The following is a 16736-nucleotide window of genomic DNA, read 5'->3' on the forward strand; positions in this document are numbered from 1 at the left end:
AGGAACAGGCGTGCGCGATCAGCGCATCACGCCAGACATCGCATTCGTTCTTCGTCGGCGGCCTGGAACGTGGCACGCACCGCGCTGCGGCTGGAGACGATGACCTGCGCCACGGCCGGATGCCGTGCCAGCGCCAGTGCCTGATGCACGCGCTCCACGCCGTCATCCAGGCGCTGCTGCAGCGCTGGGTCGACGCTCACGCCGTCATCTGCCACGACGATCTGCGAGTCGACTGCAAAGATGCCCGGCAGGATCGAACGCGCCGCCAGCGCCGTCAGCACGGGGCGCAGCGCGTAGTCGATCGCCAGCGTATGGGCAAGGCTGCCGCCGGTGGCAATCGGCAGCACGACCTTGTCGCGCAGCCCGCTCTGCGGCAGCAGATCGAGAAATGTCTTGAGCAGCCCGCTGTAGGCCGCCTTGTAGACCGGCGTGGCGAGAATCACCACGCCCGCCGCTTCCACCCGCGCCACCGCATCGGCGATGGCGGGGTCCGACACCTGCGCGCCGAGCAGCGCGTCGGCCGGAAGGCTGCGCAGGTCCAGGTGGTCCGCCTGCTCGCCGGCGCGTTCGAGCTGCGCACGCACGTGGCCCAGCAGGCGCGCAGATCGCGATTGCGCCGAAGGGCTGCCGGAAATCGTCAGGATTTGCATGATGCGGATCACCCGATGTCGTTACGTCATGAGGGCCTTACTTGCCCGGTTGGTAGAGCTGGTCAAACTGCCCGCCGTCGGCAAAGTGCGTCTTCTGCGCCTTCTGCCAGCCGCCGAACGTGTCGTCGATGGTCACAAGCTTCACCTTCGGGAATTCGCTCTCGTGCTTCTTCGCCACGGCCGGGTCGGTCGGACGATAGAAATTCTTCGCACCGATCTCCTGCCCTTGCGGCGTGTACAGGAACTTGAGATACGCCTCCGCGGCCTTGCGCGTGCCCTTCTTGTCGGCCACCTTGTCCACCACCGCCACCGGCGGCTCGGCCAGGATGGAAATCGACGGCACCACCACGTCAAACTTGTCCTTGCCTTCCACGCGTGCCGCCAGCAGCGCCTCGTCTTCCCACGCGATCAGCACGTCGCCGATACCGCGCTCGGTAAAGGTCGTGGTCGCACCGCGCGCGCCCGAATCGAGCACCGGCACGTTCTTGTAGAGCTTCTGCACGAAATCCTTGGCGGTGGCGTCCGAACCGCCCGGCTGCTTCAGCGCATAGGCCCAGGCGGCCAGGTAATTCCAGCGTGCACCGCCGGAGGTCTTCGGGTTCGGCGTGATGACGGCGATGCCCGGCTTGACCAGGTCATTCCAGTCCTTGATGCCCTTCGGGTTGCCCTTGCGCACCAGGAAGACGATGGTCGACGTGTACGGCGAGGCGTTGTGCGGCAGGCGCTTCTGCCAGTCCTTGCCGGTCAGACCCTTCTCGGCGATCGCGTCGATGTCGTAGCCGAGCGCCAGCGTCACCACATCGGCCTCCAGCCCGTCGATCACGGAGCGGGCCTGCTTGCCCGAACCGCCATGCGAAGCGCGCAGGGTGATGTCCTCACCCGTTTCGGCCTTCCACTTCTTGGCGAATTCGGTGTTGATTTCCTTGTACAGCTCGCGCGTCGGGTCGTACGACACGTTCAGCAGTGTCGTTGCCGCATGCGCACCCACGGTTCCCCCCGCCACGATGGCAGCCGCGATGGTGTTGAAGACAAACTTGCGAATCATCTTGCAGCTCCGTTTCTGATCTCTGATGGATTTGGAATAGGAGCAAGACTACCGAGCGGGTCTTGTACGGGGAACGAATGGTTTCAGGGAATGTTCATCGTTTTTTGCATAAGGTGGAGGTGGGGGCTGCGCGGAGGGGGGCGGTCTGTGCGTGGGGGGTGTTTGTGGTGCATCCCTTGTTTCGCCCCCGGCAGGGGGTGAAACAAGGGATGCACCACCAACAAAAAAAGCCGCTCCAGAACCCTCCGGAGCGGCTTTTCAACGCACCAAACCACAGCCTCAGTGCACAACCCTCTCAAACGTAAACTGACCATCCCGATAATCCACCGGCACCACATCCTTGGGCGCGAACTTGCCCTCCAGGATCATCCGTGCCACCGGATTCTCGAGCTGCTGCTGGATCGCCCGCTTCAAGGGCCGTGCCCCAAACACCGGGTCATAACCCGCTGAAGCGAGCTTGGCCACCGCTTCGTCGCTGATCTCCAGCGTCAGGTCCATCTGCGCGAGACGTGCCGCCAGGCGCTTGAGCTGAATCCGCGCGATCGATTCGATGTTGCGTTGGTCCAGCGCGTGGAACACCACCACCTCGTCGATCCGGTTCAGGAATTCGGGCCGGAAATGCGTCTTCACTTCCTGCCACACGGCACCCTTGATCACATCCGCGGGTTCGGTCGCCATCTGCTGGATGAGCTGCGAGCCGAGGTTCGACGTCATCACGATCACCGTGTTCTTGAAGTCGACCGTGCGGCCCTGGCCGTCGGTCAGACGGCCATCGTCCAGCACCTGCAGCAGCACGTTGAAGACGTCCGGGTGCGCCTTCTCCACTTCATCGAGCAGCACCACGCTGTACGGCTTGCGGCGCACGGCTTCGGTCAGGTAGCCGCCTTCCTCGTAGCCGACATAGCCCGGCGGCGCGCCGATCAGTCGGCTCACGGAATGCTTCTCCATGAACTCGCTCATGTCGATGCGGATGAGGTGGTCTTCCGAATCGAACAGGAAACTGGCCAGCGCCTTGCACAGCTCGGTCTTGCCGACACCCGTGGGGCCGAGGAACAGGAACGAGCCGTAGGGCTTGTTCTCGTCCGCGATGCCGGCGCGTGAGCGGCGGATGGCATCCGCCACCAGGCGCACGGCCTCGTCCTGGCCTACCACGCGCTCGTGCAGGCGGTCTTCCATCTTTAGCAGCTTCTCGCGCTCGCCGGTCATCATCTTCGACACGGGGATGCCCGTGGCGCGGCTGACGACTTCGGCAATCTCTTCGGCACCCACCTGCGTGCGCAGCAGCTTGTTCGGCTGCTTCTGGCTGGCCGACTCGGCGGCGGTCGCGGCCTTCAGCTTACCTTCCAGCTCGGGCAGCTTGCCGTATTGCAGTTCGGCTACCTTGTCGAGCTTGCCTTCGCGCTGCAGCTTGGTGATCTCCAGCTTGATCTTGTCGATCTCCTCCTTGAGCGCGGCCGCACCTTGCGCGGCGCCTTTCTCGGCCTTCCAGATTTCGTCCAGATCGGCGTATTCCTTCTGCAAGCGTTCGATCTCCTGCTCGATCAGCTCCAGGCGCTTCTGCGAGGCTTCGTCGGTTTCCTTCTTCACCGCCTCGCGCTCGATCTTGAGCTGGATCAGGCGGCGGTCGAGCTTGTCCATCGCCTCCGGCTTCGAGTCGATTTCCATCTTGATGCGCGCCGCAGCCTCGTCGATCAGGTCGATGGCCTTGTCCGGCAGGAAGCGGTCGGTGATGTAGCGGTGGCTGAGTTCAGCCGCGGCCACGATCGCCGGGTCGGTGATCTCCACGCCATGGTGCAGTTCGTACTTCTCCTGCAGACCACGCAGGATGGCGATGGTCGCCTCCACGCTGGGCTCATCAACGAGCACCTTCTGGAAGCGGCGCTCCAGCGCAGCATCCTTCTCGATGTACTTGCGGTATTCGTCCAGCGTGGTCGCGCCGATGCAATGCAGCTCGCCACGTGCCAGCGCCGGCTTGAGCATGTTGCCGGCGTCCATCGCGCCCTCGGCCTTGCCCGCGCCCACCATGGTGTGGATCTCGTCAATGAAGAGGATGGTCTGGCCCTCTTCCTTGGCGATGTCGTTCAGCACGGCCTTCAGGCGCTCTTCGAACTCGCCGCGGTACTTGGCGCCGGCCAGCAGGCCCGCCATGTCGAGCACCAGCACACGCTTGTTCTTCAGGCTCTCGGGCACTTCGCCGTTGACGATGCGCTGCGCCAGGCCTTCGACGATGGCCGTCTTGCCGACGCCCGGCTCGCCGATCAGCACCGGGTTGTTCTTGGTGCGGCGCTGCAGGATCTGGATGGCACGGCGGATCTCGTCATCGCGGCCGATGACGGGGTCGAGCTTGCCGATGCGTGCACGCTCGGTGAGGTCGATGGTGTACTTCTTGAGCGCTTCACGCTGGCTCTCGGCCTCGGCGCTGCCGACGGTCTGGCCGCCGCGCACGGCGTCGATGGCGGCTTCGAGCGGCTTGCGCGAGAGGCCGTGTTCGCGCGCAATGCGGCCGGCCTCGCCCTTGTCGTCAGCCACGGCCAGCAGGAACAGCTCGCTGGCGATGAACTGGTCGCCGCGCTTGATGCCTTCCTTCTCGGTCTGCTGCAGCAGGCTGCCGAGGTCTCGGCCGACCTGGACTTGCTCACCGCCCTGCACCTGCGGCAGGTGCTTAATGGCGCGGTCCAGCGCCGTGTCGAGCGCGCTCGTATTGACGCCCGCCCGAGCGAGCAGGTTGTTGGTCGCCCCATCCGGCTGGCGCAGCATGGCCAGCAGCAGGTGGACCGGTTCGATGTACGGATTGTCGTTGCCCAGCGCCAGGCTCTGCGCGTCCGCCAGCGCTTCCTGGAAGCGGGTGGTCAGTTTGTCCAAACGCATTAAAAAACCCCTTGCGGAAAATGTTTCACTGACCCGAAAGATAGGGAGCTTCGGTGCCATTTCAAGCACAGAAGCGCCGGTTTTCATGCAGTTTTTGCGCAAGAACAAGCGGCGGCACGCCTGCCGACGCGCCGCCGCCCGAAGTGCCTCAAAGCCGTCCCGGCTACGGCATCAGTTCGGCACCGACACCGTCACCACCCCGCCCGACACGTTCACCGAAATGCGGTCGCCCGCGGCTGGCGTGTTGGTGAAGTTCGGCACGTTCGTCGCGCTGATGGCCGGCGCAGCACCGGGCGTGCCGCCGCGCGGCGTGGTGCGCACCACCTGGGAAGGCGGCAGCGGCGTGCCGTTCTTCAGGTACGCATACATCGCGTCCAGCGCGCGCTGCTCGTACAGCACCAGCGGCACGAACAGCGAGTCGTAACCCGGGACGAGGTCGATGAAACCGTCGAAATGCTGCGCGTTCATCACCTCGATGTACGACAGCTTGCTGGAGCCGCCTTCCACCTTGGCATTGAGGCCCAGATACGGCCGCGCGCCGTGGTTGACGGGCAGCAGCGCATCGTTGCGGCCCTGCACGATCAACGCAGGCTTGCCCTGCAGGTTGCCGGTGCGCAGCGTCTGGCTGATGCCGGTCTGCAGCGATTGCGACGCCGCGTCGCTGCCGGTCAGCAGATTGCGCAGGCACAGCGCGCCATCGAGGTTGGCCGCCTGCGTGCCGCTGGAATCGATGGACTGGTTGCTGCGCATGGGACCGCCCTGCGCGTTGTTGTTGACGAGCTGCACGCCGGAGGTGGGCGGAATGCCGTTGCCCAGCGCCGCCATCTGCGCCAGCGATGTGGCGTTCACGGCGGTCGGGTGGAACGCGGCATCCGTGGCGGCAAAGCTGAAGCCACACAGGTTGTCGGCCACGCTTGCGCGCGAGAGCGCATTGCCGAAGGTCGTCGCCACGGACGGATCGATCTCGTAGAACGACATCGATGCGTGCACGAGGTCAGACTCGGGCTCCCAGCCGTAGGCGCGCATCTTCTGCAGGGCTTCGTCGGCCTGGGCGGCAGGCGTGGCCGCCGTCAGCAATCCCGCCGCCTTGAGCGCGGCGCAACGGTTGGCCTGCACGCCGGCCGGGAACGTCGTCAGGCTCGTAAAGAAGGCCTGTGCCGGCGCCGCCCCCACGCTCGCGGACGAGGCTGCGCACAAGCGGAAGACGTTGGCATAGCTCACGTAGTCGAAGAGCGGTTTGCCCGTGGTCGGCAAGGTTGCGCCGCCGCGCACCACCTGCACGCCGGTGTTGGGCGGCAGGTTCAGGCCCGGCTCGCCGACGGCCACACCGTCGATCCAGCCGCCGGTGTCCTGCTCGGCCGCCGCAATCGCGGCCCCGCCCCCGTTGGAGGTGCTCGACGCGATGACGATGGTGTTGTCGGGCCGTACCGGTAGCGCGCTGCCGACGAGCACGCCATTGGTCGGCGTGATCTTGTCGTTGATGGCCCAGAACGCGAACTGCACGGCTTGCAGCGTGAACTGGCCCCAGTCTTTCTCCGGGTTGCGCTGCGAATGCGCGTGCTTGAACGCCAGCCGGTTCGGCGTGGCCGCATTGAAGGCCGCGAGCTGGCTGCTCGTGAGCGGCGCGGCAAAGTGCGCATTGGTGCCGGCGGCGCTGCGCGTGGTGCGCGTGCCGTCCTGCAGGGCGACGGTATCGGTGGCAAGGTCATGCGGGCCGGCGCCGGTGCCCTTGTCGGTGTAGGCGACGGCGCACTTGCGCTTGAGCCCCCATTCGCCGGTCGAAATCGCACCGTAGACGCCGCGCGAGCCCGACGAGGTGGCGGTGATGATGCAGGGGTTGTTGACGTCGAAGCTGTCCGGAATCTGCACAAGCAGCACGACGTTCTGCTGCCCCGTGCCGTCATCGGAGTACGCCACGTATTCGGTGCCGGCGATCATGCCGGAGCCGCCGGTCGGGTTGCCGTTGACGTCGACACTCGGGCCGTACAGCGTGCCGTAGCCGCCCTTGGCCGCGGTGTCGACCAGCGCGCGGTAGTTGGCCCAGATGGCGAGACGGCGCAGCTCGGCTGCCGTGGGCGATGTTGCATTGGCAACGGCGGGCGCGGTGGCCGACGCCAGCCCATTGGCGCCCAGGCCCGCGGTCAGCAGGTCATCGGAGGTGCCGTCGTAATGCGTGATGGTCACCTTACCGACGAAGGCCGGCTTGGTGTTGCCCGGCACGTTGTTGCCGTCGTTGCCGCCGCCGCAGGCACTCAGCACGCCGCAGCCGGCCAGCAGCATCGCGGTGGCCGTGACGAGGTTGCCGGCCGAGACGTGCCGTCGCAGGCGCGCGGTTCGGGTTGGTTTCATTGCGTCTCCTTCTCGTTATGGATGGAACAACACAAGACACCCCGCGGCAGCCTCCGGGACTGCCCGTCCTACGCCGCCGCGGGCGCTACCAGTATGTGAACCGTACGTATCATGCGCAAGGACAAAAAACCCGTAAGCCCAACGGGCGGCCTGCCATCAACTGAACGTACGCACCGTCCAGAGACCGAGCAGCGTGAGGAACAGAGAACCGCCCAGATGCACTGCCACGTGCAGCGCGCCAACCACGTAGTCGCCGGCCAGGATATTGGCGACCACCTCGCTCGAAAAGGTCGAGAACGTCGTCAGCCCACCAAGGAAGCCCGTCACAGCCAGCAAACGCCATTCCGGCGGCAGCCCGGCATGTGTATCAAAGAAGCCGACCGCCACGCCGATCAGGTAGCCGCCGAGCAGATTGGCGGCCAACGTGCCATACGGCAGCGCCGGATTGATCGCATTCCACAGCACGGCAAACAGCCAGCGCAGCCACGCCCCCAGCGCAGCCCCCACCCCGACGGCCACAAACCCCATCCCGCTCATGCGGTTGCTCCTTGTTATTCGTCATCGTTCGGCTGCGCGGGGGCGTCCGGGCTGCCGGCAGCGTTGTTCGTGGTGATGCCCCAGCGGGCGAGCGCCTTGTCGTCGGTCACGCGGGCGTCCACCCAGCGCGCGCCTTCGGGTGTCTGCTCCCTCTTCCAGAACGGCGCCTCGCTCTTGAGGTAATCCATGATGAATTCGCACGCCGCGAAGGCTTCGCCGCGGTGCTTCGATGCCACCGCCACCAGCACGATCTGGTCTTCGGGCTTGAGCTTGCCGACGCGGTGGATGACGAGCGCGTCGATCAGGTCCCAGCGCTGCATTGCCGCATCGACGATGTTGGCGAGCGCCTTCTCGGTCATGCCGGGATAGTGCTCCAGCTCCAACTCGGACACGCCGCTGCCATCGTTGACGTCGCGCACGGTGCCGATGAAGCTCGCCACCGCGCCGATGCTCGGACGGCCGGCACGCAGGGCTGCGATTTCAGCGCCAAGGTCGAAGTCGGCTTCTTGTACGCGGACGGTCATGTCGATCCCCGGCTCAGCCGCCCGTGACTGGCGGAAAGAATGCGACTTCGCAGCCATCGTGCACGGCCGTATCGGCGGACACGATCTGGTGGTCCACCGCCATGCGCAGCGCGCGGCCCTCGGCCAGTGCTTCACCCCACACGGGACCACGCTGCGCCAGCCAGCGGCGCACATCGCCGACGGTGCGCACGGTGTCCGGCACGGTGGCCGTCTCCTGCGAGAGCCCCAGCTGCTCTCGCACACTGGCAAAGAAGCGGAGTTCGATCTGCATGCTCATCGCTCCTTCACTCCTTACACCAGCCCCGCGAACGGCAGGAAGCTGACGACATCGCCCTGCGCGATCGGCTGGTTGGGCGGGTTGTCGATCAGGCCATCGCCCCACACGGTGGAGGTCAGCACGCCCGAGCTCTGGTTCGGGAACAGGTCCAGCCCGCCGTTGGCATTGATGCGTGCGCGCAGGAACTCGTTGCGGCGATCGCCCTTGGGCAAGGCAAAGTCGGCGCGCATCGGGATGCGCTTGGGCGCCACGTCCTGCACGCCCTGCAGGCGCAGGATGAACGGCCGCACGAACAGCAGGAAGGTGACGAAGCTCGACACCGGATTGCCCGGCAAGCCAATGAAGAACGCCGTCGGGCCGCCCACCATGCCTTCCGGCCGACGCACCTCGCCAAAGGCGAGCGGCTTGCCCGGCTTGATGGCGATCTGCCACAGGTTCAGGCGCCCTTCGGCTTCCACGGCGGGCTTGATGTGGTCTTCCTCGCCGACGGACACGCCGCCCGACGTGATGATCAGGTCGTGCGCCTCGGCAGCTTCGCGCAACGTCTCCCGCGTGGCTTGCAGCGTATCGGGCACGATGCCGAAATCGGTGATCTCGCAGCCCAGGTTTTCGAGCAGCGCACGCAGCGTGAAGCGGTTGGAGTTGTAGATGGCGCCGGGCTTGAGCGGTTCGCCCGGCATGGCGAGCTCGTCGCCGGTAAAGAAGACGGCCACGCGCGGGCGGCGCACAACCTGCAGATGGGCGCAGCCCACAGACGCCGCCAGCCCCAGTTGCTGCGCGCCAAGGCGCGTGCCACGCGGCAGGATCTCCGCACCCGCGGCGATGTCCTCGCCGGCACGGCGGATCCACTCGCCCGACTCCGGCACATGTTCGATGACGACGGTGCCGGTGTCCGGCTCGGCCTTGCATTGCTCCTGCATGACCACCGCATCGGCGCCCGGCGGAATCAGCGCGCCGGTAAAGATGCGTGCGGCCTCGCCGGCATTCAGCGGCTGGCCGACGTGGCCGGCAGGAATGCGCTGCGCCACCGTCAGCCGCGTGCCCGGTGCGCCAATGTCCGCCGTGCGCACCGCGTAGCCGTCCATCGACGTGTTGTCGGCCGGCGGCACGTTCAGGCTGCTGTGCACCGGTTGCGCGAGGATGCGGCCATTGGCGTGCAGCGTCGGCACGGTTTCGATGTCATGCAGAGGGCGCGCAGCAGCAAGCAGTTGCGACAGTGCCGCATCGAGCGTCAGCAGAGACGGTTTGACGGCGGGAGCATCGTTGGCGGACATGCGAGGCGGGAACACGAAATCGGTAGAGATTTCGATTGTATCGGTTCCACGCGGGCGCCATGCATCAGCGCAGGCGTATCACGCGAATGCGTTGGCCAGCGCGGCCCGCAGCGCGGGCACGATGTGCGCGTCAAACCACGGGTTGTGTTTGAACCAGGCGAGATTGCGCGGGCTCGGATGCGGCAGCGGAAACAGCACGCGGCGCCGGGCGTCGTGCACGGGCCCGTTGCGCACCACGTCGCTGAGCGACCAGTCGCGCGGCACGTCGAGGTAATAACGCTGCGCGTAGGCGCCCACCAGAAGGGCGAGCTTCACGTCGGGCATGGCCGTCAGCAGCGGACGATGCCAGCGCGGCGCGCATTCGCGGCGCGGAGGCAGGTCGCCATTCGCGCCGGTGCCGGGAAAGCAGAAGCCCATCGGCACGACGGCGATGCGCTTGTCGGCGTAAAAGTCGTCGTACGGGATCTGCAGCCACTGGCGCAGGCGATCGCCGGAGCGGTCATTCCACGGGATGCCCGTTTCATGCACCATGCGCCCGGGCGCCTGCCCGACGATCAGCACGCGGGCGCGGCGGTCCGCCACGACCACGGGGCGAGGCGTGTGTGCGAGCGCCCCGCTGCACGTGCGGCACGCGCGGATGTCGCGCAGGCAGCGTTCGAACGCTGCCGCGGTCGCGCCATCCGGCACCGCCATCACCGCGTCAAAGACCCGTGTGTTGCGCGATGTAGGCCTTCACGCGATCCACATCGGCGGGCATGACTTCAAAGCGCTGCGGCAGCGATTCGATATCAGCGTAGCCGGCCGGGCGCTCCGGCTCGCGGTCCAGCGCTTCGCGGATCGTGTCGCCAAACTTGGCCGGCAGCGCGGTTTCAAGCACCACCATCGGCACGCCTGGCGTCAGGTTTTCGCGCGCGACCTTTACGCCGTCTGCGGTGTGCGTGTCGATCATCGTGCCGTAACGGGCAAACACGTCGCGGATCGTATTGACGCGATCTTCGTGCGTGCTACGGCCCGAGACAAAGCCGAACTCGGCGATGCGGTCGAACTCCGGCTTGCCGGTCATCGAGAAGCCCCCCTTCTCGTCCACGTCGCGGAAGAGTTGTGCCAGGCGTGCCGGATCGCGATCCAGCAGGTCGAACACGAAGCGCTCGAAGTTCGAGGCCTTGCTGATGTCCATGCTCGGGCTGGACGTGTGGTATGTCTGGGCGGCCGAGCGCACGCGGTACGTGCCGGTGCGGAAGAACTCGTCCAGCACGTCGTTCTCGTTGGTCGCCACGACGAGCTTGTCGATCGGCAAACCCATCATGCGCGCGATGTGGCCCGCGCAGACGTTGCCGAAGTTGCCCGACGGCACGCAGAACGACACCTTCTCGCCAATCGACGGGGCAGCCAGCAGGTAACCTTTGAAGTAGTAGACGACCTGCGCCACGACGCGCGCCCAGTTGATGGAGTTGACCGTGCCGATCTTCTGGCGCGCCTTGTACTCGTGATCGTTCGACACCGCCTTGACGATGTCCTGCGCGTCGTCGAACACGCCTTCGATGGCGATGTTGAAGATGTTCGCGTCCTGCAGGCTGAACATCTGCGCGGTCTGGAACGCGCTCATCTTGCGGTGCGGGCTCAGCATGAACACGCGCACGCCGCGCTTGCCGCGCATGGCGTATTCGGCCGCGCTGCCGGTGTCGCCGGAGGTGGCGCCAAGGATGTTCAGTTCGGCGTGCTCACGGTCGAGCGCGTATTCGAACAGGTTGCCCAACAACTGCATTGCCATGTCCTTGAAGGCCAGCGTCGGGCCGTTGGACAGGCACAGCAGCGACAGCGAGGTGCCGCCCTCGTCGCCAAGCTTGTGCAGCGGCGTGATATCGGCGGTGTTGTCGCCGGCGCGTGCGTTGCAGTAGACCTCGGGCGTGTAGGTGCGGCGAGTCAGCGCACGCAGGTCATCCTCGGGGATGTCGGTGGCGAACTTGCGCAGGATCTCGAACGCGAGGTCCGCGTACGGCAGGTCGCGCCAGCGGGTCAGTTCCTCAACGCTGACCTGCGGGTATTGCTCGGGCAGGTACAGGCCGCCGTCCGGCGCGAGGCCGCCGAGCAGGATGCGGGAGAAGCTCTGCGGCTCTGCGTGGCCGCGGGTCGATCGGTATTGCATGCTCATCTCTTACGCGTGCTCAGTTCAGTTCTTCCATGCGGATGCGCGTGACCTTCGACAGCACGGTCGGCAGCGCCTCGATGGCGGCGATGGCACCGTTGACGTGCTTCTCGACGGCCGTGTGCGTCAGCATGATGATGTCGGTCTGCGGCTCGCCTTCGCGCGATTCCTTCTGCAGCATCGCGTCGATCGAGATACCGGTCTTGGCGAGAATCTGCGTGATGTCGGCCAGCACGCCCGTCTGGTCGGCCACGCGCATGCGCAGGTAGTAGCTCGAGCGCACCTCGTCGATCGGCAACACCGGCGTGTCGGACAGCGCGTCGGGCTGGAACGCCAGGTGCGGCACGCGGTGCTCCGGGTCGGCCGTGTGCAGGCGCGTCACGTCCACCAGGTCGGCGACGACGGCCGAGGCGGTCGGCTCGGCGCCCGCCCCTTTGCCGTAGTACAGCGTCGGGCCGACGGCGTCGCCGTTGACGACCACGGCGTTCATCGCGCCTTCCACGTTGGCGATCAGGCGCTTGGCCGGCACGAGCGTCGGGTGCACGCGCAGCTCGATGCCCGCGTCGACCCGGCGCGTGATGCCCAGCAGCTTGATGCGGTAGCCGAGTTCTTCGGCATAGCGGATGTCGACGGCTTCCAGCTTGGTGATGCCCTCCACGTACGCGCGCTCGAACTGCACCGGCACGCCAAACGCGATCGCGCTCATGAGCGTGAGCTTGTGCGCGGCGTCAAAGCCCTCGATGTCGAAGGTCGGATCGGCTTCGGCATAGCCCAGGCGCTGGGCTTCCTTCAACACGGTGTCGAAGTCCAGGCCCTTGTCGCGCATCTCGGACAGGATGAAGTTCGTGGTGCCGTTGATGATGCCGGCGATCCACTCGATGCGGTTGGCCGTCAGGCCTTCGCGCAGTGCCTTGATGATGGGGATGCCACCGGCCACGGCGGCTTCGAATGCCACCATCACGCCCTTGTCCTGCGCGGCCTTGAAGATCTCGTTGCCGTGCACGGCCAGTAGCGCCTTGTTGGCGGTGACGACGTGCTTGCCGTTGGCGATGGCACGCAGCACGAGGTCGCGCGTCAGGTCATAGCCGCCGATCAGTTCCACGACGATGTCGATCTCGGGCGAATCCACGACGGCAAACGGGTCGTTCACCACCGGCACGGTCGCGCCGGCTTCCTGCACGATGGCGCGCGCGCGCTCGAGATTGCGCACCGCAATCATGGCGACTTCAATGCCGCGCCCCGCACGACGGCGGATTTCTTCCTGGTTCCGTTGCAGAACCTTGAGGGTACCGCCACCGACGGTACCGAGCCCGAGCAGGCCGATCTTGATGGGATTCATGAGACGTATCGTTGAAACGGAAGGGCAAAAAACAGACAGGGCAGACACTTCGGTCTGCCCCGCAACAACAACTGATCTGGCGGATGACCGAGTCTAGGCTGCCCGGATGCCAGTACCGTGACGCTGACGGTACCGCTCCAGGAAGCGCGCAATTCGGCCGATCGCTTCACGCAGATCGTCTTCGTGCGGCAGGAAGACGATGCGGAAGTGGTCCGGCGAGTGCCAGTTGAAGCCGGTGCCCTGCACCAGCAGCACGCGCTCTTCTTCCAGCAACTGGCGGATGAAGGTCTGGTCGTCCTCGATCGGGTACACGGCCGGATCGAGGCGCGGGAACATGTACAGCGCCGCTTTGGGCTTCACGCACGTCACGCCGGGAATGGCCGTGATCAGCTCGTGCGCCAGGTCGCGCTGACGGCGCATGCGGCCGCCCGGTGCCACCAGGTCTTTGATGCTCTGGTAGCCGCCCAGCGCCGTCTGGATGGCCCACTGGCCCGGCACATTGGCGCACAGGCGCATCGACGACAGCATGTTCAGGCCTTCGATGTAGTCCTTGGCCGGGCGCTTGTCACCCGAGACGACCATCCAGCCCGCGCGGTAGCCGCACGAGCGGTAGCTTTTCGACAGGCTGTTGAACGTGACAGTCAGCACGTCTTCCGACAGCGACCCGATGGCAGTGTGCTTGTTGTCGTCAAACAGGACCTTGTCGTACACCTCGTCGGCGAAGAGCACAAGGCCGTGCTCGCGCGCGATGGCGACGATGCCGCGCAGGAGTTCGTCCGAATACAGTGCGCCGGTCGGGTTGTTGGGGTTGATGACGACGATGCCCTTGGTGTTGGGCGTGATCTTGGCGCGGATGTCGTCCAGATCGGGCATCCAGCCATTGGATTCGTCGCAGTAGTAGTGCACCGGCGTGCCGCCCGAGAGGCTCGTCACGGCGGTCCACAGCGGATAATCGGGAGCCGGCAGCAGCAGCTCGTCGCCCTCGTCGAGCAGCGCGTTGGTCGCCAGCGAGATCAGCTCGGACGCACCGTTGCCGAGATAGATGTCATCCAGCGTGACATTCTTGATGCCCTGCTCCTGCGTGTAGTGCATCACCGCCTTGCGCGCCGCGAAGATGCCCTTCGAATCCGAATAGCCTGCCGAATTCGGCAGGTTGCGGATCATGTCCTGCTGGATTTCTTCCGGAGCATCGAAGCCGAACGGGGCAAGGTTGCCGATGTTCAGCTTGATGATCTTGTGGCCCTCTTCCTCCATCTGCTTGGCCTTTTCGAGCACGGGGCCGCGAATGTCATAGCAGACGTTGTTGAGCTTGGCGGATTTTTGGATCGTTTTCACGGGCAAGGGACGATAAACGACGTCGAGCGGGCTTGGATTGCGACGGATCGGTGCAGCAAAGCGGCGACGGTGACACCGCCTGGCAGGAGAAAGCGCTGCGCTCTTCCTTGCCGGGCGTCGCTTGTGGCGCGGCGGGCAAAGGAGAGAAAAAGATATAATTTAGCCCATTATGACAGACTTCGGCGGGCATTTTTGCAACGCAGCGAGATCCGCCGGACAGTCCGAAACCGCGCCCTTGCCACCGTGTCGCCGCGTGCGCCGCAGCCATCGCGCCTGATGGGATTCCCGCCTTGAAGCTCCATTCGTCCGACCCGTCCGCCATTCTCAATACCGTCACCGCGTATGGCGACGGCTATATCGAAATCAACAAAGTGCGTTACACGCACTCCGTGCTGGTGATGCCCGAAGGCGCCATCGTGCCGTGGGACGTCGCGCGCTTTGAAGACCTGACGCCCGAACACTTCGCCCGCTTGCTCGAACTCGGCGCGGAGGTAGTGGTCTTCGGCACGGGAAGCCGGCTGCGCTTTCCCCACCCGCGACTCACTGCGCCGCTGACCGAGAAGCGTATCGGCGTGGAAGCGATGGACATGCAGGCCGCCGGCCGCACCTACAACATCCTGATGCTGGAAGGCCGCAAGGTGGCCGCGGCGCTGCTCATCGAAACCGCCTGAGCGCATGCCGATCGACCGCTCGACCAACGCGCCGGCCCTGCCCTGGCGCAACGCTTCCCTGTGGCTGCTCGCCACGGCACTGTTGGCCATCTGGCTCGGCACGCTGGGCTACCGCCACCTGATCCCCACCGACGAAGGCCGCTACGCCGAAATCGCCCGCGAGATGTTCACCTCCCGCGACTGGGTGACGATCCGCTACAACGGCCTCAAGTACTTCGAGAAACCGCCCCTGCAGATGTGGGGCACCGCGCTGGCCTACACGCTGTTCGGCGTTGGCGACTGGCAGGCGCGGCTGTTCACGGCGCTCTCGGGCATCGTCGGCATCGTCTTCACCATGCTGGCGGCGGCACGCTGGTGGGGCAAACGTGTGGCGGTCGTCAGCGGCCTGGTGCTCGTCAGCGCGCCGATGTGGAATGTGGGCGCGCATTTCAACTCGCTCGACATGGGCGTGGCCGGCTGCATGACGATGGCGCTGGCGGCGCTCCTCCTGGCCCAGCACCCGGACGCAAGCCGTGCCCAGCAGCGCGGATGGATGTGGGCGTGCTGGGCGTCCATGGCGCTGGCGGTGCTGAGCAAGGGGCTTATCGGCGTGGTGCTGCCCGGCTTCGTGCTTGTCGTCTATACGCTGGTCGCGCGGGACTGGGCGCTGTGGAAACGCCTGCATCTGGTGAGCGGCCTCATCGTGTTCTGTGCCGTGGCAGCGCCCTGGTTTGTGCTGATCTCCGCTCGCAACCCGGAGTTCGCGTGGTTTTTCTTCGTGCACGAGCACTTCCAGCGCTTCACCTCGACTGTGCACAACCGCAATGCGCCGGTCTGGTATTTCGTGCCGCTGCTGCTGGCCGGCTTCCTGCCATGGCTTGCGCAGTTGCCCGGCGCCGCCAGGCTGACCTTCGCGCGCACCGAGACCGCGGCCAACGGCTTCCGCCCGACGCTCGTGCTTGGCCTGTGGGCGATCCTGATCTTCGTGTTCTTCAGCATTTCCGACTCGAAGCTGCCGGGCTACATTTTCCCGATCATCCCGGCGTTGGCGATGCTGGCTGCCCTGGTGCTCGAACACGCCAGCGAGCGTGCCTGGCGCTGGCAGCTCCGCGCTTTCCTGGCCTTGGCGCTGGTCGGGCTCGCCGCCAGCGGCTACGTGGCGACGATGTCGTCGGCGATGTATCCGAATGCGGTGTTCGCGCGGTTCGCGGTGTTCCTGGCCGTGGCGTTCGGGGCGGGCGCTGCGTTCACGTGGATCGCGTTGCGCCGGGCGAACGGGCGCTTTGAGAGCCTCGCCGCCTTTGCATGTGCGTGGTTCCTGACATTCACGGCGGCCACCCTCGGCCATGAAGCGTTCGGGCGCTCGATGTCGGGTATCGACCTCGTACCGGCCGTCAGACCGTGGCTCAAGCCGGATGTGCCGTTCTATGCGGTAGAGCGCCTGGACCATACAATGCCGTTCTACCTCGGCCGGCCGACCATCATGGTGCAGGAGCCTGACGAACTGGCCTTCGGCGTGCAGCAGGAGCCGGCCAAGTGGATTCCGACCACCGAGGCCTTCGTGGCCCGCTGGAAGGAGGGCGGCCAGGCCATCGCGATGATGGGCCCGGGCACGTATGACCGCCTGGCAGCCCAGGGCGTCCCGATGGTGCCGGTGGCCCGCGATGCCCGCCGCGTGATCGTTCGGCGCCAGTAGCGGGACCAAAGCGACGCGGCGAAAGAAGCGCGCAAGCGGAATTGTC

The 16736-nt window shown here is 65.8% G+C and carries 14 protein-coding genes; 2 read left to right on the plus strand and 12 right to left on the minus strand.

Features of this window, described 5'->3' with window-relative positions; translation table 11 throughout:
• Positions 1–26: 26 nt before the first annotated feature.
• From ssuE to KHN96_RS09860, 12 genes are all read right to left on the minus strand, one after another.
• Complete coding sequence (gene ssuE / locus KHN96_RS09805) at positions 27–650, minus strand: NADPH-dependent FMN reductase (protein WP_045787849.1); 624 nt, start codon at positions 648–650, stop codon at positions 27–29.
• 37 nt (positions 651–687) lie between these two features.
• Positions 688–1695, minus strand: a complete 1008-nt coding sequence (locus tag KHN96_RS09810; protein WP_045786693.1) for a sulfate ABC transporter substrate-binding protein — start codon at positions 1693–1695, stop codon at positions 688–690.
• A gap of 279 nt (positions 1696–1974) precedes the next feature.
• Positions 1975–4563, minus strand: a complete 2589-nt coding sequence (gene clpB, locus KHN96_RS09815) for an ATP-dependent chaperone ClpB (RefSeq protein ID WP_062739644.1) — start codon at positions 4561–4563, stop codon at positions 1975–1977.
• 171 nt (positions 4564–4734) lie between these two features.
• Entirely contained in the window at positions 4735–6912 is a 2178-nt protein-coding gene (locus KHN96_RS09820; protein ID WP_062739645.1) for a 3-hydroxybutyrate oligomer hydrolase family protein, read from the minus strand.
• Positions 6913–7068: 156 nt separating this feature from the next.
• Positions 7069–7449, minus strand: a complete 381-nt coding sequence (gene crcB / locus KHN96_RS09825; protein ID WP_045786690.1) for a fluoride efflux transporter CrcB — start codon at positions 7447–7449, stop codon at positions 7069–7071.
• 14 nt (positions 7450–7463) lie between these two features.
• Complete coding sequence (gene moaE, locus KHN96_RS09830) at positions 7464–7973, minus strand: molybdopterin synthase catalytic subunit MoaE (protein WP_045786689.1); 510 nt, start codon at positions 7971–7973, stop codon at positions 7464–7466.
• Positions 7974–7986: 13 nt separating this feature from the next.
• On the minus strand, positions 7987–8244 hold the full coding sequence (gene moaD, locus KHN96_RS09835; protein WP_062739658.1) for a molybdopterin converting factor subunit 1: 258 nt from the start codon (positions 8242–8244) through the stop codon (positions 7987–7989).
• A gap of 20 nt (positions 8245–8264) precedes the next feature.
• Entirely contained in the window at positions 8265–9524 is a 1260-nt protein-coding gene (locus KHN96_RS09840; protein WP_062739646.1) for a molybdopterin molybdotransferase MoeA, read from the minus strand.
• 78 nt (positions 9525–9602) lie between these two features.
• Positions 9603–10220 (minus strand): uracil-DNA glycosylase family protein, encoded by a 618-nt coding sequence (locus KHN96_RS09845; protein ID WP_062739647.1) that lies wholly within the window; start codon positions 10218–10220, stop codon positions 9603–9605.
• Between the two features lie 4 nt (positions 10221–10224).
• A complete protein-coding gene (thrC, locus tag KHN96_RS09850; protein WP_062739659.1) occupies positions 10225–11670 on the minus strand; it encodes a threonine synthase in 1446 nt (481 codons plus the stop codon).
• Positions 11671–11689: 19 nt separating this feature from the next.
• On the minus strand, positions 11690–13009 hold the full coding sequence (locus tag KHN96_RS09855) for a homoserine dehydrogenase (RefSeq protein ID WP_045786686.1): 1320 nt from the start codon (positions 13007–13009) through the stop codon (positions 11690–11692).
• Between the two features lie 93 nt (positions 13010–13102).
• Positions 13103–14344, minus strand: coding sequence for a pyridoxal phosphate-dependent aminotransferase (locus KHN96_RS09860; protein WP_045787846.1), 1242 nt, complete (start codon positions 14342–14344; stop codon positions 13103–13105).
• A 290-nt stretch (positions 14345–14634) separates the two neighbouring features.
• On the opposite strand from KHN96_RS09860, the gene KHN96_RS09865 reads away from it, so the two are divergent.
• Together KHN96_RS09865 and KHN96_RS09870 are read left to right on the plus strand one after the other, a co-directional pair.
• The gene (locus tag KHN96_RS09865; RefSeq protein WP_045786685.1) at positions 14635–15015 is read left to right on the plus strand and encodes an Mth938-like domain-containing protein; all 381 of its coding nucleotides are present in this window, start codon (positions 14635–14637) and stop codon (positions 15013–15015) included.
• 4 nt (positions 15016–15019) lie between these two features.
• Entirely contained in the window at positions 15020–16690 is a 1671-nt protein-coding gene (locus KHN96_RS09870) for a glycosyltransferase family 39 protein (RefSeq protein ID WP_062739648.1), read from the plus strand.
• Positions 16691–16736 lie beyond the last annotated feature (46 nt).

The organism is Ralstonia mannitolilytica (assembly GCF_905397375.1).
In the GTDB taxonomy this organism is placed as follows: Bacteria; Pseudomonadota; Gammaproteobacteria; order Burkholderiales; family Burkholderiaceae; genus Ralstonia; species Ralstonia mannitolilytica.